General features: G+C 70.4%; 20 protein-coding genes. 7 read left to right on the top strand and 13 right to left on the bottom strand.

The annotated features are described in order from the left end of the window. The first annotated feature begins 111 nt into the window (after nucleotides 1-111). The 4 genes from KBX50_RS15900 to KBX50_RS15885 all read left to right on the top strand — a co-directional run bounded on the left by KBX50_RS15900 (nucleotide 112) and on the right by KBX50_RS15885 (nucleotide 3389). Nucleotides 112-882, top strand: coding sequence for a hypothetical protein (locus tag KBX50_RS15900; protein ID WP_210937803.1), 771 nt, complete (start codon nucleotides 112-114; stop codon nucleotides 880-882). Between the two features lie 9 nt (nucleotides 883-891). After that, nucleotides 892-2097: a sensor histidine kinase gene (locus tag KBX50_RS15895; protein ID WP_210937802.1), complete on the top strand. Its 1206-nt coding sequence runs from the start codon at nucleotides 892-894 to the stop codon at nucleotides 2095-2097. After that, nucleotides 2085-2753, top strand: coding sequence for a response regulator transcription factor (locus tag KBX50_RS15890; RefSeq protein ID WP_210937801.1), 669 nt, complete (start codon nucleotides 2085-2087; stop codon nucleotides 2751-2753). Before KBX50_RS15895 ends, KBX50_RS15890 begins: the two co-directional genes overlap by 13 nt. Nucleotides 2754-2879: 126 nt before the next feature. Then, the gene (locus tag KBX50_RS15885) at nucleotides 2880-3389 is read left to right on the top strand and encodes a hypothetical protein (protein ID WP_210937800.1); all 510 of its coding nucleotides are present in this window, start codon (nucleotides 2880-2882) and stop codon (nucleotides 3387-3389) included. A 3-nt stretch (nucleotides 3390-3392) separates the two neighbouring features. On the opposite strand, the gene KBX50_RS15880 is transcribed toward KBX50_RS15885, so the two are convergent. Next, nucleotides 3393-3935: a sigma-70 family RNA polymerase sigma factor gene (locus KBX50_RS15880; protein ID WP_307870970.1), complete on the bottom strand. Its 543-nt coding sequence runs from the start codon at nucleotides 3933-3935 to the stop codon at nucleotides 3393-3395. Between the two features lie 243 nt (nucleotides 3936-4178). On the opposite strand from KBX50_RS15880, the gene KBX50_RS15875 reads away from it, so the two are divergent. Together KBX50_RS15875 and KBX50_RS15870 are read left to right on the top strand one after the other, a co-directional pair. Next, nucleotides 4179-4982, top strand: a complete 804-nt coding sequence (locus KBX50_RS15875; protein ID WP_210937799.1) for a hypothetical protein — start codon at nucleotides 4179-4181, stop codon at nucleotides 4980-4982. Next, a complete protein-coding gene (locus KBX50_RS15870) occupies nucleotides 4979-5422 on the top strand; it encodes a DUF4913 domain-containing protein (protein WP_247673803.1) in 444 nt (147 codons plus the stop codon). Before KBX50_RS15875 ends, KBX50_RS15870 begins: the two co-directional genes overlap by 4 nt. A 70-nt stretch (nucleotides 5423-5492) precedes the next feature. Here KBX50_RS15870 and KBX50_RS15865 read toward each other — a convergent pair whose 3' ends face one another. From KBX50_RS15865 to KBX50_RS33380, 11 genes are all read right to left on the bottom strand, one after another. Further along, on the bottom strand, nucleotides 5493-6959 hold the full coding sequence (locus KBX50_RS15865; protein ID WP_210937798.1) for a glycoside hydrolase family 19 protein: 1467 nt from the start codon (nucleotides 6957-6959) through the stop codon (nucleotides 5493-5495). Nucleotides 6960-6964: 5 nt separating this feature from the next. Continuing rightward, on the bottom strand, nucleotides 6965-8728 hold the full coding sequence (locus tag KBX50_RS15860) for a type IV secretory system conjugative DNA transfer family protein (protein WP_210937797.1): 1764 nt from the start codon (nucleotides 8726-8728) through the stop codon (nucleotides 6965-6967). Next, a complete protein-coding gene (locus KBX50_RS15855; protein WP_307870969.1) occupies nucleotides 8725-10521 on the bottom strand; it encodes an ATP/GTP-binding protein in 1797 nt (598 codons plus the stop codon). The genes KBX50_RS15860 and KBX50_RS15855 overlap by 4 nt, the downstream gene beginning before the upstream one ends. Further along, the gene (locus KBX50_RS15850) at nucleotides 10518-11996 is read right to left on the bottom strand and encodes an SCO6880 family protein (protein ID WP_307870968.1); all 1479 of its coding nucleotides are present in this window, start codon (nucleotides 11994-11996) and stop codon (nucleotides 10518-10520) included. The genes KBX50_RS15855 and KBX50_RS15850 overlap by 4 nt, the downstream gene beginning before the upstream one ends. A gap of 45 nt (nucleotides 11997-12041) precedes the next feature. Further along, complete coding sequence (locus KBX50_RS15845) at nucleotides 12042-13349, bottom strand: hypothetical protein (RefSeq protein WP_210937795.1); 1308 nt, start codon at nucleotides 13347-13349, stop codon at nucleotides 12042-12044. A 1-nt stretch (nucleotide 13350) separates the two neighbouring features. Then, nucleotides 13351-14094 carry a hypothetical protein gene (locus KBX50_RS15840; RefSeq protein WP_210937794.1) on the bottom strand — a complete coding sequence of 248 codons (744 nt, stop codon included), beginning with the start codon at nucleotides 14092-14094 and terminating at the stop codon, nucleotides 13351-13353. A gap of 49 nt (nucleotides 14095-14143) precedes the next feature. Continuing rightward, complete coding sequence (locus tag KBX50_RS15835) at nucleotides 14144-14494, bottom strand: hypothetical protein (protein WP_210937793.1); 351 nt, start codon at nucleotides 14492-14494, stop codon at nucleotides 14144-14146. A 68-nt stretch (nucleotides 14495-14562) separates the two neighbouring features. After that, the gene (locus KBX50_RS15830; protein ID WP_210937792.1) at nucleotides 14563-15249 is read right to left on the bottom strand and encodes a hypothetical protein; all 687 of its coding nucleotides are present in this window, start codon (nucleotides 15247-15249) and stop codon (nucleotides 14563-14565) included. Beyond that, nucleotides 15246-15800, bottom strand: coding sequence for a hypothetical protein (locus KBX50_RS15825; protein WP_247673802.1), 555 nt, complete (start codon nucleotides 15798-15800; stop codon nucleotides 15246-15248). Before KBX50_RS15825 ends, KBX50_RS15830 begins: the two co-directional genes overlap by 4 nt. A gap of 235 nt (nucleotides 15801-16035) precedes the next feature. Then, on the bottom strand, nucleotides 16036-16866 hold the full coding sequence (locus KBX50_RS15820) for a zf-HC2 domain-containing protein (RefSeq protein ID WP_210937791.1): 831 nt from the start codon (nucleotides 16864-16866) through the stop codon (nucleotides 16036-16038). Nucleotides 16867-16934: 68 nt separating this feature from the next. Further along, nucleotides 16935-17504: a sigma-70 family RNA polymerase sigma factor gene (locus tag KBX50_RS33380; RefSeq protein WP_210937790.1), complete on the bottom strand. Its 570-nt coding sequence runs from the start codon at nucleotides 17502-17504 to the stop codon at nucleotides 16935-16937. A gap of 385 nt (nucleotides 17505-17889) precedes the next feature. Here KBX50_RS33380 and KBX50_RS15810 point away from each other — a divergent pair, with 385 nt between their 5' ends. After that, nucleotides 17890-19512, top strand: coding sequence for a ricin-type beta-trefoil lectin domain protein (locus KBX50_RS15810; protein WP_210937789.1), 1623 nt, complete (start codon nucleotides 17890-17892; stop codon nucleotides 19510-19512). A gap of 77 nt (nucleotides 19513-19589) precedes the next feature. Here KBX50_RS15810 and KBX50_RS15805 read toward each other — a convergent pair whose 3' ends face one another. Next, entirely contained in the window at nucleotides 19590-21065 is a 1476-nt protein-coding gene (locus tag KBX50_RS15805) for a S8 family serine peptidase (RefSeq protein WP_210937788.1), read from the bottom strand. Between the last annotated feature and the right edge of the window lie 118 nt (nucleotides 21066-21183).

Below are 21183 nucleotides of genomic sequence, written 5' to 3'. Positions count from 1 at the left end.
TCGTCACCGGTCCGGTCGCCGGCCCGGAGTTTGTCCGGGCCCATTTCCGGTAAGTACGGTAGGGCGCGTCATGCGCAGGGTTCGTGGCTCGATCCGTGGGGGAGTCGAACGGTGCCCACCGAAGCAGTGTCCAACGTGGTTGGCCCGAACCCACGCCTTCCAGGTGGCGCGCCACAGCCGAGTCGCTCGACCCGGGTCTGGCAGCTGACCGGAATCAGCACACTGGCCGGTGCGATAGCCCTGACCGCGATCGCGGTTCCCTCGCTAGTGGCAACCGACGAGCAGCGGCCGGAAGGGGCTGCCGTCCCGGCTGCCCCGACGGCGTCGGCTGCGCCGTCCGCCGCTCCCAGTGTCATCGCGTCCTCGCCGGGCCCAACCAGGCAGAGCACCGGAACGGCAGCGGAGCCGAGGGCGCCCGGCCGCGACCTGGCCGCGAGCCAGCCGGGCCGGCAGGCGACGCCGGCACCGCCACCACGGCCGTCCGCCACCCCCGACCGCACCACCAAGCCGCCATCGTTCAGCCCGGTCAGCGTGGAGGCCGAGGATCCCGGCAACGTGCTCAGCGAAGGGGCCGGCATCGCCACCTGCCCCACCTGCGAGGGTGGCGCCCGGGTCCGCTACGTCGGCAGGCTGACGGCCAACCTCACGACGACCGCCGCCGGCAGCCGCACGGTGACCGTCACGTACCAGCTCAAAGGGGACCGCAGCCTGATGATCTCGATCAACGGCGCGGTACCGACCGTCCACCGCCTCACCGGGACCGACTGGAGCACCCCCCGCACGTTCCGGTACACCGCCGATGTCCCGGCCGGGCGGATCAGCATGGCCTTCTACAACGACACCGGCCCAGCCCCCGACATCGACAAGATCACCATCAGCTGATCCCGCCCGATGAACCGATTCGTCGCGTACGTAGCGCTCTGTCGGGCCATGTTGCTCGGCAGGCTGGCGCTGACACTGGCGGCGGTCGGCGTTGGCATCCGACTCGCCGACGACCCCTGGCACACCGTCGGCACCCTCTCCCTCGTCACCATCGCCACCACCGTGCAGATCACCGTGTTGAGCCGATGGCCGAGCGTCATCATGTGGCGGTTGGGTTTTCTGGTCGTCGACGCGGCCATCATGGTCGCGGTACTGGTGCTCAGCCAGGGCAGCGTCGCCTTTTTCTGCTACGCCGCGGGTTTCTCCGCGCTGACCGGCGCGCTACTGGGAAATCGCGCACTACCGCTCTGGATCGCCGCCGCCGGCCTCGGACTGGCCGTGGCGACGCAACTGCTCCGTGCCGATCCACCGGCGGACTCCGTCACCGCACCGTTCGTGCTGGCATTTCCGATGACGAACATCGTCTGCGGGTACGGCGCCGCCGTGGTGACCGCGGCGCTGACCCGCTACCTCGACGCCACCGTCGCGGCAGTGGCCAGCGCCTACCACTCGGCGGCGGCCTCCGAGCGGGCGCGGTTGGCACGTGAGCTGCACGACTCGGTAGCGAAGACACTGCGCGGTGTCTCGTTCGCCGCCATCGCCCTGCCGACCCTGTTGCGCCGCCAGCCCGACCTGGCCGAGGAACTCGCCAGCACGGTCTCCGCCGGGGCTGACACCGCGATTCGGGAAGCCCGTGAGTTGCTCACCGGACTGCGCCGGGATCCGCTGGACCGGCCGCTCGCCGAGCATCTGCGCGAGCTGTGTCGGAACTGGACAGAGCGGACCGGTGTCCCGATGCAGCTCGACGCCGCCGATGTCGAGGAGCCGACGCCGGCAGCTCGGTACGAGTTGACCCAGATCACGGCCGAGGCGTTGGAGAACGTCGCCCGGCACGCCGGGGCCACCCTGGTCCGGGTGAGTCTGCGCGAACGGGAAGGGCAGGTGGAGTTGACCATCTCCGACGACGGTGTGGGTTTCGCGCCGCCCAGCGAGCTGACCACGCTGTCCACCATGGGCAGCTTCGGCATCATCGGGATGGCCGAGCGCGCCCAAGCGGTCGGTGGCACGCTGCGGCTCGACTCGCACGTCGGCACGGGCACTCGGGTGGTCGCGCGGGTACCACTTCCGGCCGCCGCCGGTGTCACCACGACCCCGTCCAGTGGATGGCGACCGTGATCGAAGTCATGCTCGTGGATGACAACCCCATCGTCCGGATGGCCCTGCGCGGCTATCTCTCCAGCGCCGAGGACATCACCGTGGTCGGTGAGGCACCCGACGGACGGAGCGCGGTGACCATGGCGGCGCGCCTCCGTCCGGACGTGACCCTGCTGGACCACCGAATGCCGATCGCCGACGGCCTCAGCGTGGTCAGCCAGCTCACGGAGCACTCTCGCATCCTCGTCCTGACCAGCGACGACGCTGACGAGCTGATCGCCGGGATGCTACGCGGCGGTGCCCGCGGCTATCTGGTGCACGGTGAGTTCGATCCGGCCGAACTGCTGCGCGCCGTCCGGGCAGTGGCCGGCGGACAGGGCTGGCTCTCGCCGCGCAGCGCTTCGGTCACCATTTCGGTGCTCCGCGAGCAGGCCGCCCGCGAGGAGGAGGACGCGGAACGGACGCAGCACGCTCAGGCCCGGCGGGCGGCATTCGGTCTGACCCCGCGCGAGCAGGAGGTGATGGCGTTGCTCTGCGCCGGGCACGCCAACGCGGCGATCGCCCGTCGCCTGCTGCTGACCGAGAAGACGGTGAAGAACCACCTCGCGAACATCTTCACCAAGCTGCACGCCACCAACCGGACGGAAGCAGTCGTGCGGTGGACGGGCCGCCAGTAGTCGCCCGACCGGTCTCCGCCGGCTGAACGCCATGGCGTGATCCGCCGTCGTATGGACGACGGGCCCTGCCGCCCGGCCACACCGCCCGGATGGGGTAGCCATGAGCGAGCGATCGGCGACCGGCCGATGAGGGAACAGCCAAGGAGCCACACCGGCCGCGACCCGGAGCGGGTCACCGCGCTGATCGCCCATCCGGTTCCAGCGGAAGGAGCCGCGCTGGGCGCGGTCCTCGCGGCCGGCGAACGGATCCGGGTCGTCGCCCGTACCGACGACGGCGGCACGGCGACGACCCTGACGCAACGGCTGCGTCCCGCCGTGATCCTGCTGGACGACCGAATCGCCACGCCTGACTACCGGGAGCTGGTCCGGACGCTGGCCCGACAGTCCCGAGTGATCATCATGACCGCTGCCACCGAATGCCCCACGATCACGGCGCTGCTCCGCGACCCGGTGCGTGGCTGTCTGGTGTACGGCCAGTTCGAGGCCGCCGATCTGCGCGCTGCCGTCCGCGCGGTGGCCGCCGGCCTGGGCTGGCTCTCACCGGTGGCGGTCGCCGCAGCGAGCTGGCAGTTGCGCGGCGGGCGGCGGACCGTCGCGACCGCGCTGACCCGTACGGACCCCGCCGGCCACCGGTGACGGTCAGGACACCAGTTCATCGACCCGGTCGAGGACTCCCCGCGCAGCCCGCAGGGCGTAGAACGATCGCGACCGCACCGTCCCCTCCGGAATGCCGATCCGGTTGGCCGTCTCGGCGACCGAGGCGCCACCGTAGTACAGCTCGACAAGCACCGCGCGATGTTCGGGGGTGAGCTGGCGGAGCGCGTCGGCCAGCGCGAACCGGTCGACGATCTCGTCGAAGGCGTTCTCAGCTGACGGCAGCCACGCCACGTCGACCCCGTAGATCTCGGTCGGTCGGGCGGCGCGGGCCCGGGCGGCGTCGATCACCAGGTGCCGGGCGACGATGAAGAGCCACCGACGGACGGTGTCCGCCTCAGTCGGAAGTTCGGTAAGCCGGCGCCAGGCCCGCAGCATGGTCTCCTGGAGCAGGTCCTCGGCGAGCTCACGCTGCCCGCGGGTCAAGCGCAACAGGAACGTGTAGAGCGGGTGCGCGTTCGCGGCGAAGATGGCCCGCATCCTGCGTACGGCGTCGGCGTCGGTCGACGGGCATGTCTCGATGTCCACAGCTGTTCTCTCCCCCGGCCCGGACGGTCTGCCCGGGCACCCCGGACGGAGGCTAGTGACCGCTGCCCGGCCGGCACCTGAGGCGAAGGACCCAGTGGGGCCCAGACGCCGATCGGCGCGACGCTGACGATCCGATCGCCGGAAAGTTCTGCGCCTTCACGTTGAACCGCCCAGGCCACCGGTCCGTCAGGCGGTCGTCCGGTTCTTCGGGCATCCGGTAGCTACCACGACGGAGGCAGCACGGTGGGCAGGAATGATCCGCGAGACATCAAGATGAGCCGAATCAGCTATGAGCAGCGGGTTCGCGAGCTGAACGGCGGGCGACGGCAGTCACCGCAGTCGAGTTCGGACTCGGACGAGGCCGAACTGCGTGACCGGACGGCGCAGAACCTGGACCGGGTCCAGTTCTCGGAGGCCAACGACGGGCAGTCCGCGCAGTGGCACGCTACCCCGCACGGCCAGCCCAACGAGGTCACCTACGACCCCAGCTATCCCTATGCCCAGCCGGGACAGCCGGGCCTGACGGCAGCGGGCAGTCTCGACCACGAGGTCGGTGACCACGAATTCGCCGACCGGACGTACCAGCATCCCGACGACCGCGACCTGCGGGCAACCAACATGCACCTGCCCGGCGACGACGTGGAGAGCGCCGAGCTACAGGCCTCGTACCAACGACAGACCCAGACCATCCACGAGAACTGGGACGAGGTGCGGAACGCAGTCCCTCGGGACCGGCCCATCGCCCGGGACCAGGCCTGGACCGACTACGTGAACGGCCGGGTCGACTATGCCCAGGCGAACCCGCACGTGCACAACGAGTCGGTCTCCGGTGACCTGTTGGGTTCGCTGCGTCAGGCCCGGCTCGCCGACGGTCCCGTCGGCAACCAACTCCGCGCCATCTCGCAGGAGGCCAGCGTCCGGCACCAGCACGGCGGCGAGGTGCAGCGGATCGGGCCGGTGGTGGGCACGTCGTCCACCCGGATGTCCGCCTACGGGAACAACCTGGCCGGGTCGAGCGGGCAGCAGAAGAGCAAGGGCCGGAAATGACGGAGGTGGCCGAGCGACACCGGGCGCAGCCGGCGGCGATGACCGTACGCCCGCCGGCACCGCCGCCTCCGCCCGCGCCGCGCTTCATCTACCACCTCGACGGCGAGGAGTACGACGACGCCCTGACCCACCTCTGCATCTGGGTCGAGCACGTCCTGTTGCCGACGTACGGACGGGAGGCCACCTCGTCCCTGCCCTGGTGCCCGCGCTGGTGGAATCATGCCGAGGCGGTGGCTCAACTCCACGCCCTCTGGCTGACCTGGCAGGAGCTGACCGGCCACCCCGGCGGGCCGCTGGGCCCGGCCAACTGGCATCGGGACTACCTGGGCCCGGTGCTGGCCACCCTTCGGGACCCGGCTGGGCCCTTTGCCGGCTGCAAGGCCGGAGCGCATCGAGCCAAGACGTCGCCCACCGTGGAGACGTTCAGCCTCGACTCCTGACGATTCGGTGAGGAGACTGCGGCGACCGGTCAGCCGGTCGCCGCAGTCCTCGTCCCCTGCATCGGCTGCGCTAGCAGGTCAGCGTGTTGTCTGCCCCAGGGTCGACGTTCAGCCTGGCGGCGAAGCGCTGGTACGCCTCGACCCTTGCCCGCACCTGCGCCGGGTTTCCGCCACCGCATTCCAGCGCACCGTTGATGGTCCTGATCGTCTCACCGAATCCCCCGCCGCCGGTGATCGCGGAATGCGCGGTCGTCGTGCCGGCGCCGGGCTGGGTCATCCAGAACCACAGCGCGGTCTGCCACGCCACCGATGAGTCGGTCTTCACCAGATCGGGCTGGTTGAGCAGGTCCAGCCCGAGCGCGTCGCCCGCGGCCTTGTAGTTGGTGTTCCAGCTGAGCTGGATCGGCCCGCGCCCGTGGTAGGCCGTCTGTCCGGCCGGGCACCCGTAGGGCTGGCCGCTGTCGCAGTAGTTTCCCCAGGCGGCCCGGTTTATCTCCTCGACGTGCACCAGCCCACCGGACTCGTGGTCGATGTTGGCCAGGAAGGCGGCCAGTTCCCGCTTGCGGGTCTGCGTGTCTCCGGTGCTCGCGAAGGCGGGGAACTTGCGCATCGCGTCGGTGAGCCCGGCGTAACTGTAGAAGGAGTTCCGGCCGGGAAACATGGCAGCAAAGTCCGACGCGGTGAGCGGCGTCTCCCCGTCGGCGTCCGGGGCGCTCGCCGGCTCCTCCGGTCCGGACGAGGCGGTCGCGTCCGGCTCCGGTTCCGAGGCGTCCGCGTCCGCGTCGGCGTCGGCGTCAGGTTCGTCGTCATCGGTGTACGTCGCGAAGAGCCCGCGAATCTGGAACGGGTAGCTGCCCAGGGCGAGGACGGGCATGCCGCCCTGCGCCTTGACACCTTCGAGACCGATGTCCCAGGCCATCAGGGTCAGGGTCAGCTGGTCGCCGACCACCTCGCGTTCCGTCAGCAGCTTCCTGGTCTCCCCAGCCAGATGACAGAAGTAGCGGGCGTGGGCGTGGATCGAGTCCTCCGCGTCGAGCGCTGACGCATCGCCGCTGTCGTCGTCGTCCTCGCCGTACTCCTCGAACACTTCGGGCGTCAGCTGGGAGAGTCCCTTCCTCCCCTGTGGGCCTTCCCGTTCCGCGTCGAACCCGGACGCGTGGTCGATCTGGGCCGCGATGATCACGGGTGTGAGCAGGTCGCACTTCCTGGCGGCGGCCTTGATCGGTGCGACCAGGTCCTGGTCCGGCACCTCCGTCGCGTCGAAGGTGCCCCGGCCGTCTCCGCCCGCCAACTCAATGAGCGCGTTGGTACTGGTGGCCGACTCGCTGCCGTCGGCGGAGTCGGGTGCGGATGAGGTCATCTGTGACCCGCCGGCCATCGCGAAGATGACCAGCAGGACAATCAGCGCCAACGTCGCCAGCACCACCAGCGGGAACATCCCTACCACCGAGATGACCAGCCAGAGCAGCTGCGCCGAGTCGAACTTGGTCAGGGATTTCGTCGCCTGACCGGCCGCCCGCACCTTCCCGAGCGCCATGGCGGTCAGCCGACCTGACGGGACTCGCGGCGGCGCCACCTCGCGGCGGCACGTTCGGTGATGGCCTGCACCTCGGCCTTCGCCGCCACCGCGATCGGCGCGGCACTTGGCTCCCGGTACCAGGGGCGTAGCCGGATCAGGGCCGGTCGGATTCCGGTTGCCAGCAGCAGGGCGGTGCCCTTCGGCAGGGCCCGGATCTTGTCCGCCGGCAGCACCTGCTCCTGCCGGTACGACACCGATCGCGACGACCCGTCCCGGGAACGGGAGTAGCTCGGGGTCCGGACATCGTGCTGGCCGACCAGCTTGGCGACCTTGTCGACGAAATCGGCGTCGTCCAGTCCGGCACCGAGCAGTTTGATGGTGGCCGCGCTCCAGAGCGCGTCCATCCCCACCTCGCCCCAGACCCGGACGCCCTGCCGGTAGCTCTGCAACAGGGTCACCACGCTGATGCCCCGGGAGCCGAGGTGGCTGTAGAGATCGGGCAGGTCGGAGATGCGGCAGACGTTCGCCGCCTCGTCGAGGATCGCCGTCAGCGGTGGATCCAGCCGCCCGCCCATCCGTTCGGCAGCGACCACACCGGCCCGGACAACAGCGTCCGCCAGCCCGGCGATCACCCCGGCGGCGGAACCGCCACCGTCCTTGGACAGGAGGTAGAGAGTGTCCCGACCGAGGACGTGTTCCGCCGGGATGAACTGCGGCAGCTGCGGGTCAGGGCTCACCCAGGCCACGATCTGCGGATCGAGCAGGCAGGCGACGCACTGCCGGGCGGTCTCGTAGATACCGTCGCGGGTCTCCACGGCACCGCGCACGGTGCCCTGCAACTGGTCCGCCATGGTCGTCATCTCAAGGTCGCGGAGCAGGTCGATCGGCGTACGGTCGGCGGGGTCGGCGAGCCAGGCCAGCATCTCGTTGACGGATGCGCCACTGCGGGAGGCGGCGAGGAAGAGCGCGGTAAGCGTGTTCTGGGCCGCCGCGATCCAGAAGTCCTTCTTGGACGAATCGTCGTTCACCGAGCTGACGAAGTGCCCGGCCAGCCGCCGGGCCCCCTCGATGGTGTCGCAGCCGCTGAGCATGTCCCACCACATCTCGCGCTCGGCGTACGCGATGCCCTGCGGGTCGAAGGTCCAGACCCGGCCGACCTTCGACCGCTCCTGCCGGGTGACGGTGAACACGTCGGACTTGTTCGACGTCAACAGGACCGCTCCGGGAGCCCGTAGGACGCGTGGCACGGCGATGCCGGTGGACTTGCCGGAGCGCGGCGCCATCAGGTCCAGCTCGACGTCCTCGTAGGAGGAGCGCAGCTCCGGTCCGGCCGGCACGAGGTCACCGAGCAGGTTGCCGGTGTCGTCCGGGTGTAGCCGGGAGACGCCCTTCAGTCCGGGACGCAACTGACGGGCGCGGGCCTCGATCCCCTTGCCCGTCAGGGCGCTGAGTTCAGCGGCCCGGGCGAGACCACGAGGTTGCCGGAGGTGCCGGACGAGCCCACGGATGAGGCCGGCCGTCGGCGCGGACCCGAGCAGGACGAGCGTGATCGCCCCGCCGTAGGCAAGGTGAGACGGCAGGCCCGGCCAGACCTCCTCGGTGGCACCGCCGAGCAGGCTGAGATAGACCTCCATCGTGAACGGCGGTGCCTGCCAGCCGTGCCCGGTGAGCACCGCGGCGAGGGTGCCACCGAGCCACAGCAGTACGAAGATCACCAGGTTGAGCAGCGCGACTCCGGGGATCAGCCACGGCAGGTAATCGCCGCCGACCCCACCCGGGCGGCTCACCGACGCCCCGGCTCGTCATGTCGCCGGTCGCCCTGACCGGTGGTAACGGCCCCGAGGTCGGGCAGGTCGCCGCCGGTCGCCGCGCGCACCACGGCGGCCCGTTCGGCCAGCAGCCGTTCAGCCTCACCGTTGGCGATCCAGCGGGTGTTCGTGTCGTGCAGGTGACGTTCGGTGTCAGTGATAGCGACCCGGATCGGGATACCGGGACGGCCGCCGACCTTGATCAGGAAACGGCCTCGGCCGGGTGGTTCCTCGTTTCCGCCGTCCTGGGCCCAGCCCGGCGGTGACGACCAGGACGAGACCAGCTCGATCTCACGCCGGGACAGTCCCACCACCCGGCCGAGATCCTCCATCTCGGCTCGGGGCAGGCCGGCGCAGGCCACCATGCCGGCACGCTCGACGAAACCCCGGGCCTTGGCCTTGTCCGCCTCCGACCCGAGCGCCTCGGCGTCCTTCAACGTGTGGGTGATCTTCGCGTCGGCGAGACCGAGCGACCGGTTCAACCGGGTGAGAGCGTCGATCCGGTCGACGATGCCCGAGGCCGCGCGCAACGGTCGCCACAGCTCGTCGAGAACTGTGAAGAACCAGCGCCGGGGCGCCAACCCCGCGTCGGCCAGGGCGTGTGCGGCGGCCACCGTACCCAGACCGTCCGACCAGGCCGCGAGCATCGCCGCGGCGGTCAGCTGCCCGTCCGCCTCACCGATTCGGGAGATGTCGATGCAGACGGCGGTGGCGTCCGGGTCGATCCTGGTCGACGTCTCCGAGGCGAAGGTGTCCCCCAACGGGCCGTCGAGGATACCCAGCAACGACCGGTGCAGCGGGTCGACGGCGTCGCGGTAGCGCGACTCCTGGCCACGGTCCAGGGTGACCTGCCGTACCCGGGGCGGCCCCTCCTCCAGCACGTTGAGCAGTTGGGGCAGCCGAAACGTCTGCCCCTGCGGCGTACGCTCGCGCAGGTGCCGCAGGCAGGCCGAGAGCACCGACTGCTCGTGGTCGGAGATCGGCACACCCCGGACGATGGTGAGCAGCGCGGCGACCATGTTGAGCACCCGGCCGTGGGTCTCGGCGGCCAGGGCGTTACCCGCCTGACCACCGATCTTCGCGGCGGCGGCACCCATGGCGCCCGGATCAAGGATGTTCAGGCCACCGATTCCACGGGCGATGGAGATGACCTGCCCGCCAAGGGCCCGGACGGTGTCGGCGTAGTCGGGTTTCAGGTCACCGAGGACCAGCGGCACCACACCCTGGGCGCTCAGCCCGATCAGCATCCGGTTGATCAGCGTCGACTTGCCGAGGCCGGGCATCCCGAGCATGAACAGCGACGGGTTGGAGATGTAGCGAGCCCGGGTGAACCAGTTGAGCGGGTCGCCGCAGACCGTCGCGCCGGTGTTGATGTGCTGGCCGAGTGGCACCCCCGTCATCGGCGCGCCGGAGCCGGAGGCGAAGGGCCACAACCCGCAGGCCTGCACGGTGGTGGCCCGCCACATGGTAGGCGGATCCAACGCGCCCACCCGGCCACCACCGAGGGCGTACGAGCCGCGGTGCGGCACGCTGTCGTCCGCGTTAGCCCTGGCCAGCCGGTGTAGGTAGCGCCGCTCCGCCGCCTCCTGCTGGGCCTGCCGCCGACGCGCCCGTCGCAACGCCCGGGGAGTCTTCCGGCCGGTCTCGTCGGATTCCCGGTGCTGCTCCTCGACTGCCGGCACCACCAGGTCGGACAGGGCCGTCACCGGTCCGGAGGCGTTGCGGGGCCAACCCTTACCGAGATCCAGCAGCCGGGCCGAGATAGGCGTCACAGCGCCTCCTTCAACTCGTGCGGCACCATCGTCTGCTCCCAGGGCAGGATCCCGACCGGAAGTGCGCAGGAGAACGCGGCGGCCTGCATCCGGTCGGCCGGACGCATCGCGATGCGGGTGGCGCCGAGCAGGTTGCGCATCGTCACGTCCGCGTCGCGTACGTCGGCGACCGAGTCGACGGTCAGCGTCACCAGCATCGAGAACTCCACCAGGCCCGCACCGGACGCCTCCTCCGCCGCGGTCTGCTCGGCGGCCTCGATTTCGGAGATCGCGCGCGCCCGAACCAGGCCACGGGTGGAGTTCGCCATGAACTGGGCGGATCGGCGATCCGATTCGACGATCTTGGCGGAGGTCGCCGGGTCGATCGGCCGGTAGACCAGGGCCACCCGTTTGCGGCGGATGCCCAGTGCCGGGTCCAGCAGGCTGCGCAGCACCCCGGAGCGCACCGTGCCGCGCGGTGCCAGGGTCAGCAGCCAGCTACGGGAGATCCCGGAGTCGTGCTGGTAGTGGGTGACCGTCTCGACGGTGGCGGCCGGGCCCGCGTCGGCCCACTCAAGTCCGGTGCCGCCGTGTTGGGCGCGCACGTCGAGCACCTCTGCGGCGACGGCCGGGTCGTACGCGACGCGGACCACCTCGGCGATCCGCTCGGCCGACAGCGGCTCCGCCGAGCCGCCACCCGCCGCGACCAGCCCACCGAGCACGCCCGGCAGCCGCAGCGCCAGGTCGGCGCGCATCGTGTCGTGGTCACGTCGGGCACCACCGGGAGCCGAGTAGGTGAGGGTGAGAAAGGTGTTCATCTCCGACGACGCGTCCGGATACGTCTGCACCACCTCCTCCATCACGGCACGTGCGGCGGGCGGAGCGTTCGGAGCGATGCGACCCAGCACCTCGGTGGCGAGCCGGGTGCCCGGGTCCGGTGCGGTCTCGATGACCACGGAGGCACCCCGCAGTCCCGGCTCGTGCGACAGCCGGGACAACCACTCGCCCCAGAGCGCCACCCAGGTGTCGACCTGATCCGGGTCGACGAGTGAACCACCATCCGGCTCGCAGGCGAGCACCAAGGTGTACTGGTTGCGGTTGCGGTGGTAGAGCACACCGAAGGGGCGGTCGTACGGGTCGCGTCCCTCCAGCATGGTCACCCGACTCAGCAGGCCGGGGGGCCGGAACCGACCACCCGGCCGGGTCGAGAGAGGCCCGGCGGCGTACAGGTGCTGGCCCTTGGACCTGCGGCGCAGCCAGCCGATCCGGACGGCCGCCATGTCGTAGACGTTGCGGCCGTCCTGAGTACGGATCGCCAGGGGTGCCAGCAGCACCGCGAACGGCAGCCCCACCACCAGGGCCGCGTTCAGGGAGACCATTGAGGAGATCAGGACCAGTACCAGCCCGCCGAACAGGCCGACGGTCCCGACCAGGCCCAGCGATCCCAGCCCGGCCTTGCGGGGCCGACGCCAGTTGCCGTACGTCGGCGTCTTCACGGATTCAACTGTCGTACTCACGATGGTCCTCTTCCTGCTGGCTGCTTAACGGTCGGGGAGCGCGCCGCTGGCGATGTTGCGGGCGTGCTTGTGGGTACTGACCGCGACCTGAGCGCCGCTCTGCACCGTCGAGGCCGCCACGCCGACGGCGCCCCGGGTGATCCGCCCGGCCCTCGACCCTCCGCTGGGTGCCGCGCCGGACCCGGTCGCGCCAGACCCGCCACCACCGGACCCACCGCCACCAGACCCGCCACCACCGGGCCCGCTCGCACCCGAGCCACGCCCGCCGGAGCCGCCGCCACCGGACCCGCCCGTACCAGAGCCACCGGACGGCCTTCCTCCGGAGCCGCCGGAGGCATTGCCGCCACCAGCGGCGCTGCCCGCCGGTGAGCCGCCTCCGCTCGGTCCTCGGGGCCGACCGGCGGAAGCGGCCGAGGCCCCACCGCCGGCGATCTTCTTCGCTCCACTCGCTACCGCACCCGCACCCGCAGCACCGGCGGCGACGCCCGCGCCCACGCCGTCGCGCGCACCAAGAGCAGCCATCGCCGGTACGACCAGTCGCATCAGGGCGGGCAGGGCGACGGCGGCCATCAACAGCACCGCGGCTCCGGCCAGCTTGTAGTGTTTCGCGCCGTCCTCGCTGCCCATCTCGTCAGTGGCGCCGATCATGGCCGCCCCCGAGTACATGATCAGCCCCACCACCGGTTTGAAGGCCAGCCAGGCGACCATCCAGGCGATGTGCTTGCGCCACCAGCCCCCGCCCCACTCGGACATCGAGGCCGCCGCTGCCAGCGGTAGCGTCCCGGTGAGCAGCACCATCACGCCGAGCCGGATGTACATCAGGATGACGTGGATGCAGCCGGCGATCAGCAGGAGCAGGCCGATGATGATCAACAGGAACGCGGTGAGGCCGTCCGTGCCGCAGTTGGCGATCAGCTTGAGCTGCGCCTTGATGCCCTCTTCGTAGAGGTGGTCGGAGTAGGAGTCCGCCTCGCTGGCGAGCCAGTTGGCCACCCACCACGCGGCACTCACCGTGAGCACCATGCGGACCAGGCCCATCAGCGCCACGACGAGCGGTTGCCCCTTACGCTCCAGCGCCATCCGGAAGGCCGCCACCAACAGCGACGCGACCGCGATCGTGACGACCAACCAGTTGGTCTGGAGCTGGATGCTGTCGTTGAGCGTCTCGTCGCCGATGGTGGGGATGTCACCGAGGTTGGCGAAGAGTTCGACCGCCGCGCCCAGAATGGCGCTGGCGATGTCGCTGAGGATGCCGTCGATGCCTCGCTCGAAGAAGCCGACCACCTGACCGATCGTGCCGATGTAGACGGCGTCACCGGTAGCGCACTCCACCTCACACCTCGTTCCACAGGACGAAGCCGACGAGGGAGACGACGGGGTTGACCCGGCTGTACAGGCCACCGGAGTTCAGCGGCCGCAGCCGCCAGTCCACCCCGTTCCAGTCGACGATGTAGTCGAGGGACACGTAGACCACGTTCGCCTGCCGGACCAGAACCCGGACGGTGGCGCTGGTCGGCGAATACTTCAACACCAGGAACCCCGCCAGTGCGTTCGCGGTCTGCACCGGCCCGGTCTCCGGCATCGACGCACGCATCGCGTCGAAGTAGTCCCGCCCCAGACCGGGTACGAGTTGCTGGTCGCTGACCGTACGCCAGTCCGGGCCGCTCATCTGGCGGGAGATGGTGTGCGCGGCCATGACCGCCCCCATCGGAGTGTGCGCGAAACACCACAGCAGCGGACCGGTGGTCTTCAACGGCCCGGCAGCAGCGGAAATCGGAGTGTCCGCCCCGTTCAGGGGTCGCCAGGTGATGTCCCGGGGCGCCTCGTCCGGAAGCCGCTGCGCCGAGTCGTCGGTGCGGCAGTCCTGCGGCCTTGATCCGTCGGGGTCGAGGGACCCGATCACCGGCCCGGCTGCGGCCGCGGCGCTGGAGTCGGCGTCCCGGCCGCCACCGAGCGCGGCGACCGTACCGGTGCAGAGCGCGAGAGCGAGAAAGGCGGCCGACAACTGCCATCGGCGGTGTTGCCAGAACGGCTTCTCGTCGTCCCCTACGTCGTCGATGGCGTATCTCAGTCTCATCACACCCACCCTGTTGAACGGAGGCTCTGGCCTGCGGTCGGTGGACGGCTCAGTTGCCGCCGCCCTCTCCGTCGGGGAAGATCCAGGTGACGATCGGCCCAGCCATGGCGACCAGGATGCAGCCGCCCAGCACCATGCCGAGGCGGCTCATGTGCTCCGAACTCTCGCCGCGCTTGTGCGAGATGGCCATGACCGCGCCGGTGATCAGGATCCCGACGACACCGGCCGCCGTCCCGCCCCAGGAGATCAGGCCCAGCACCTGGGTGACCTGATCTTCGAGACCTTCCGGTAGTTCGCCGTCGGTATCCGGCTTCGGCACCTCGACCCCCAGATTGCCGGGCGCTCGGAGCACGGCAGGGATCCGCACGATCGCGTGGTAGTAGAGGTCAGAGAGGATCATGTGGGTCTCCTTGGAGTTCGGGAGGATCGAGTTCTTCCACTCGGGCCGGAATTCGGCCTGGTCATGCATCAGCCGGTGAGGTCGAGCCACGCGATGAGCGGGCCGGCGCTTGTCGCGATCAGGCACGCCGCTAGGACGAAGGCGACGTGTTTCATGTACTCGGTCCGCTCTTCGAGGGCACCGCGCCGCAGCTGCGACGCCAGCGTCGTCCCGGTGATCAGCACGCCGGCCACGGCGGCAGCACTCACCAGCCACGCCAGGAAATCGAGCAGCTTCGAGACCGCTTGCTCCTCGTTGCTGTTGATCGTGTATTCCTCGATCGCCGGCGGAGAGAACTGGAGGCTGTTGATCGGGGTGTCACACTCGAACTTCCCGGCGTGCACCACACCCGAGATCGTGCAGGTGGTCGCCCCGGTGATCTCGATGTCGTCCTTGGTCACCGACTCCCCGGCGAGGCCGGTGTGCATCTCGACGTCCATCTTCACGGTGTCGCCGGTCTGGTACGGGGCGGTCAGGTCGAAGGAACCGTTCGTCGAGTTCTTCTTGCCGCTGCAGATGCGGTCGCTGCCGTTGCCGCGCGGTCTCGCCATGGTGGTGGTGGTCTTCAGGCAGAGGGTGTAGATGTAGACGGCATCGCCGCCATGGATCCTCACGGTGTAGCTGTCCTCAGCCGCCATCGCCGCCGAGGGTGCCAGCGTGACCAGCCCCAACAGGGCGATGACGACGGCCAACGCGCTCCGGACAGCCCTGGTCACGGCCGCCTCCGCCGCTCGGCGTAGGCGCCGACCACTGTCGACAGACGGGCCAGTTGCCGGGGCAGGTGCTTCGGCTCCTCACCCACCCGGTACGACGGGACCCATGGCAGCCGGTGCACCGGGGCGATCGAGCGCAGCAGCCGGATCCGGCTGAGCAACGTCGGCGGAAGCCGGCCGGGAGCGTCGGCGATCAACACCACACCGACCAGTCGCATTCCGGCCGGGTGCCGGCCCTCGCGCAAGGCGTTCAACGCTCGCGAGACCGCCCGCAACCCGTCCAGGTTCGTCCGCCCGACCACCATGACCTGGGCTGGTTCGGCAAGGGCCGGGTCCGGCCAGCGGCAGCCGATGTCGGTGCCACCCAACAGGCGGGTGAGAGTGCTCGCACCGGCGCCGCCGTGCGCGCCGATCCACCCGATCCCGTCGTCGGCGAGGGCGTCGCGCCGGCCGGCCGGACCGCTGTCGTACGCCCGCAGGCCGATCGGCTCGTCCAGCGTCGATCTCGCGACCGGAACCCCCGACGCCCGGAACGCTACGGATCCGCTGCCCATCTGCCTCGCCTCCCTTCCTGCTCGCCAACTGCGGTCACCGGCTACCGATGCGGCAGTGGCGACGGCCGCTTAACGGCGCTACCGGCCGGTCGGTTCAGGAAGAGTTGGAAGTTTTTCCCGATCCCACTCGCGACGGCGGCGCAGCCGTCGACGGCGGGTCTGGGCGAGGTGCTCCGTCGAGCCGAGGTGGGCCAGGAGCGGTGTGTCACCCGGGGCGCGAAGGCAGGGGTGAGCGTCAGCGGGGAGAGGCTGGCCCCTGGGCGATCGGTGCGGTCACGATCGCGGAGCCGTCGACCAGCCCGACCGTGATGAAGGACAGCTCGGCCACCGGCAGGGACGTCTCACCGGCCACCTCCTGCGGACCGGAGGTGGCGGTCCAGTCCCGCACCACGTGCGTGGCACCGTCGCGGGTCACCGCGAAGAGGCGGTACCGCAGGCCCTGTCGCAGTCCGGTGACGGTGATCCGGATCGTGGCGCTGCCCTGGTCCCCAACCGTGATGGCGACGGAGAGGCTGGCGCCGTAACCGGGTGCCTCCCCGGAGGCGGTCAGCACCGGATCGGGGGACGTCGCCCACTCGTTGACCGCCACGACGCCGCCGGCCAGGGCCAAGACCAGCGCGACCGCGCCGGTCCAGAGGGCCCGGCGACGGCGCCGCGAGGTGGCCGTCGCCCCCGGACGCGAGTTCGTCGCACGCCGGCCGGGAGGACGGCTGTCGGCCGGGCGGCTACGGGCCGGACCGATCGGAGCGGTGTCAGCGGTGGACGTGGGAGCACTGTCGGGGCCGGGCGGGGTGTGGTGGACATCCGGCGGGGCTGGCAGCACAGGATCCGCAGCGGGCGACGGTGCCGGCACCACCGGACCAGCGCCGGGCAGCGCCCAGTCGTCGTCGTTCAGCCCGGCCAGCCCGGCGATCGGAGGACCGATCACGGCCGCCTCGTCGAGGCACTGCCAGCAGCCAGCGAGGTGCTCCTCGAACGACTCGCGCTCAGCGTCGTCCAAGGCCCCCATCAGGTAGAGGGCAAGCCTCTCCTGCTCGGCCGTGGCGTGATCCCCGCCTGCGCGCATCCAGCCCTCTCCTCAACGGGTCGGCACCACGCGGTGTTCACTGGTCTGGGGCCCGGGACGGCCTGGCATCAGGACGACTCGGAAGAGCCGAGCGCGGCATGTAGGGCACGCACCGCGTAGAAGGCTCTGGACTTCACCGTACCCTCGGGTATTCCCAGACGCACCGCCGCCTCGGCGACCGAGGCGCTCCGGTAGTACATCTCGTGGAGCACCGCACGATGCTCCGGGCTGATCTTCGTCAGCGCGAGCCGCACCGCGTGGACGTTCACCACCCGGTCCATCTCGTCGTCGCTGGTCGGCACCCGGTTGAGATCCGGCAGGCTGACCTCCGGCGGCCGGGCCTGCCGGGCCCGCATCGCGTCAATTGCCACGTGCCGGGCGACCGTGTAGAGCCACGGCGCGATCTTCGACGGGTCGGCGGCGAGTGTCTCCGCGTGCCGCCAGGCACGCAGGAACGTCTCCTGCACCAGATCCTCGGCAAGCTCCTGCTGCCCGAGCAGCAACCGGGTGAGGAAACGGTGCAGAGGGCGGCGGTACTCCTCGACCACCTGGTTCAGCAGTACCGCGGCGGCGGACGGCTCGACGGTGGGACTGTCCGATAGACACGGTCCAACGGACTCGTTGGGCACCGCCGACACAGACCGCCTCCCTGACGGACGGATCGCATCCTGCCGGCCGGGTCGACGCGACGCGTCCTCGCCCCCACGGCCCTGAAACGCAGCATAGCCGCACCACTGTGGGGCTGCGGATCGAAGGTCGGTGGAGTGCCCAGCGATCGACCTCGCTCCGGCGCCACAACCCCCCGATCGTTCCTGGCCAGCGTCATGATCCTCCTTTGTCGACGGTCTCCCGAGCGGCCGTGTCGTCACCGACGGCAAGCCAAGTGCAGCCCGATTGACGGCCACGCGGCCCAGCCGGTTCAGTCGCAGCCCAAACATCTGCGGAGAAATCCGCGCTGGACCTGAACGCGAGGTGGTGGAAATCCGTCACGACAGGTGTCGCCACGCCGAAAGGGATGGCCCCGTGACAACCGACCTCGTACCCGACAAGTTCAAATTCGGCCGTATGCCGCGCAAGGTGCTCGCGGCCGTCCTGGCCGCGCTGGCGGTGCTCTCCGCCGTCCTCGCCACCATCAACTGGAGCGTCGCCTCGGCACGCGACGACACGCTCGTCGGTGACCCGGTGAGCCAGCAGCAGATGACAGCGATCGCCGCCGCCGCCCACTCCTGCCCGATGCTCGACCCGGCGCGAATCGCCGGACAGCTCATGGCCGAGTCGGGCCTGAACAACCGCGAGCGGCAGACCACCTCCGGCGGCCGGGGCATCGCCGGCCTCGACGACGAGGACTGGAAAACGTGGAAGCCGTGGCCGGACGCCCGACGCTCGGACATCTCCGCGAGCATCCTGGCGCTGGCCCACCAGATGTGCGACTACAGCGGTCAACTGCGGCTGGCCGGCATCAATGATGACCCGTGGCGCCTCTCGGTGGCCGCCTTCCACACCGGCCTGTCCACGGTCACCGAGGCGAAGGGGGTGCCCGCCGGCGCCGTCGAGTACGTCGACCGGGTCAGTGGTTATGCCGGGTACTACGGCAAGCTCCGGCAGTTCGGCGGCAGTGGCGACCCCACTCCGACGGCCCCGCCTGCCAATGACGCGAAGGGGGTGCCCGCCGAGTACGTGCCCCTGGTCGTGGCGGCGGGATCGGTCTGCGAGCAGGTGACGCCGCCGATGGTGGCCGCCCAACTGATGGCGGTCTCCGGTTTCGACGCGAACCTGCTGGGACCGACCGGGCAGCGGGGCGTCGCACAGTTCCTTCCGGAGGTGTGGCAAGCGTACGGGCCGGCCGATGGCTCGGCCTGGGATCCGGCCGTGGCGGTGCCGACCGTTGGTGTCGCGATGTGTGGTCTGGTCTCGGAGCTGTCCGGTCTCGATGGTGACCCTTACCTGCTGGCGCTGGCGGCCTACCGCAACGGCCCGACCGCCGTACGGCAGACCGCCGGCACGCTCGACCAGCCGACCGAGACGTTCCTGCGTGCGGTGAAGGCACTCACCGACCTCTACGTGCTCGACACCCGGCTCGGCCGCCCCACGCCGGTCCCGCCGGCACCGACGACCACGGCTCCCAAGCCGAAGGAGAGCAAGTCGGCCACAGCGACCATCAAGCCGACCTCGCCGACCGGCGGCCCGAAGCCCCCGGCCAGCGAGCCGAAACCGACCACCGCCGCACCGAAGCCGGCCACTGCGGCACCGAAGCCGGTCCGGCCGTCCGGGATGAAGCAAATCTTCCACCCGCGTACCGGACGATGCATCAGCTCCGGCAAGACGGGTGACGGGACTCGGCTGTTGTTGAAGCCCTGCACGGAGGATCCGGCCCAGTGGTGGGAGTTCCGCAAGGACGGCACGATCCGGGCCCGTGGGCTCTGCATGGACATCGCCTGGGCCGGCTCCACGGACGGCACCGCCATCCAGGTCGCCGTCTGTAGTGGCAACGCGGCACAGTCCTGGCAGTTCAACAGCAAGGGCGGCATCATCAGCAAGCTCAACGGCAAGTCCGTCGACGTCGACATGACGGTCAAGAACGCCGACAAGCCACTTGAGCTGTGGATCTACGTCGGCAACGCCGAGCAGACCTGGCGTAAGCGGTAGCCCTCGGTCCGAGGGCAACGCGACGGGGTACGGGCGAGGTGCCCGTACCCCGTTGCCGTCCGTTCTTCAGGTGCCGGTCAGCCGAGGGCGCGACGGCGACGGAGCTGAAGCGTCAGAAAGGCGCCACCGCCGATGAGTGCCAGGCCGAGCAGGACCAGCGCACCGAGCCCGCCACCGCCACCGCCACTGTCCGCGCCGACCCCGACCGGACGCTCGTCCTCGATCGGTCGGGCGACTGAGGCAGCCGGGTTGATCATCCCCGCTCCGTACCGGTCGTCGGGGGAATCGCCACCCACCGCGTCGGCGGTGCCATGGATCCGCTGCTCGACCTGGACGGCGTTCAGCTCCGGGTAGCCGGCCCGGACGAGCGCCGCCTGACCGGCCGCGAAGGCGACGGCGAAACGGGTACCCGTGTAGCTCAGCGGTCCCGCGTCACCCGGTCCGACGCTCGTCACGTCCGCACCGGGAGCCACCACCTCCACGGTGTTCGGCTGGTACTCCTCGACGAACTGGTTGTCGGCGCCGACCCCACCGACCAGCAGCAGCGCGCCGGTGGCGGACGACTCACCGGCGGCCGGGAGCGTGACGGGCCGGGTCGGCGCACCGGCCACCACGAGCACGTCGTGGTTGAGCGCCGTGGTGAGCGAGGCGACAACCGCCGGATCGGCCAGATCCACATGCGAGCCCAGGGCCACCACCGTCGCACCCGCGCTCACCGCCACCTCGATGGCGTTCGCCGCGTCCGTCGCCCGGCTCTTGCCGGAGGCACCGACCACTCGTACCGGCAGGATCGTGGCGTCCGGCGCGAGGCCGGCCGGGGTTCGCTCGGCGCTGGAGTCCGCGGCGATGATGCTCGCCATCGCGGTGCCGGTTCCGTGGCAGTCGGTGTCGCCGCGCCCGTTGCCGACGGTCACGTCGGCACCGACCGCGACCCGGCCACTGAGCTGTTCGAGATCGCCGTCCACCCCGGAGTCGACCACCGCCACCATCACCCCGTTTCCCCGGCTGAGGTCCCACGCTCCATCGGCCGCCATCCGCAGTTGGGCCCAGTCCGAGCGGCTGCTCGACGCAGCCACGGCGGTGCAGCCCGGCCCTTTCGTGCCGGTCGGGGACGGGCTGGCACTGGGAGAGGCGCTGGGCCGAGGGCTTCCGGACGGTTTCGCGGTGCCGGTGGGTGCCGGCCTCCTGGTCGGTTTCGTGCCGGACGGCACCTGCCCGTACTTGACCCCCTCGCCGGCGGCGTCCCACGGCAGCACCAGATACCAACCACGGTTGAGTCGGGCCGGGTCGGTCAGGCTCGCCCCGTCCGGCTGCACCCGCCCGGCGTTCAGGTTGTAGATCTCCGCGGATCGCTCACCGCTGCCGAGAAACCGGTTCGCGATCTCTGCGAGGTTCTCCGGCTGCCCCTGGTACGTCGCGGCGACGACGTAGTACTTGACGTATGCCTGCGGGTCCGGCGGGGCCTTCTGAGCCGTCGACGGACCGGCCATGGCCACGACCAGGCAGCAGGCAACCGCCACGCCCGCGAGCAGGCGTCCAACGTTCGCCAGCACTGATCTGTCCTCCTTCAGTAGCCTGCGGCCGATTGGCGCGGCCGACACCCTCTACAGCGGATCAGCGCCGGATCCGTTCAATCCGATCGGCAGAAAACGTTCGAGTTGAGCTGAACCA

It is taken from the genome of Micromonospora sp. C51 (assembly GCF_018070435.1).
GTDB classification, from domain to species: domain Bacteria; phylum Actinomycetota; class Actinomycetes; order Mycobacteriales; family Micromonosporaceae; genus Micromonospora; species Micromonospora sediminimaris.
This window is presented reverse-complemented; position numbering and strand designations above follow the sequence as displayed.

Coding starts and splice junctions, on each gene's coding strand:
- KBX50_RS15840 (WP_210937794.1), bottom strand. CDS start 14,094: ATGAGACTGAGATACGCCATCGACGACGTAGGGGACGACGAGAAGCCG.
- KBX50_RS15835 (WP_210937793.1), bottom strand. CDS start 14,494: ATGATCCTCTCTGACCTCTACTACCACGCGATCGTGCGGATCCCTGCC.
- KBX50_RS15865 (WP_210937798.1), bottom strand. CDS start 6,959: ATGGCGCTCGGGAAGGTGCGGGCGGCCGGTCAGGCGACGAAATCCCTG.
- KBX50_RS15890 (WP_210937801.1), top strand. CDS start 2,085: ATGGCGACCGTGATCGAAGTCATGCTCGTGGATGACAACCCCATCGTC.
- KBX50_RS15870 (WP_247673803.1), top strand. CDS start 4,979: ATGACGGAGGTGGCCGAGCGACACCGGGCGCAGCCGGCGGCGATGACC.
- KBX50_RS15825 (WP_247673802.1), bottom strand. CDS start 15,800: ATGGGCAGCGGATCCGTAGCGTTCCGGGCGTCGGGGGTTCCGGTCGCG.
- KBX50_RS15820 (WP_210937791.1), bottom strand. CDS start 16,866: ATGCGCGCAGGCGGGGATCACGCCACGGCCGAGCAGGAGAGGCTTGCC.
- KBX50_RS15895 (WP_210937802.1), top strand. CDS start 892: ATGAACCGATTCGTCGCGTACGTAGCGCTCTGTCGGGCCATGTTGCTC.
- KBX50_RS15885 (WP_210937800.1), top strand. CDS start 2,880: ATGAGGGAACAGCCAAGGAGCCACACCGGCCGCGACCCGGAGCGGGTC.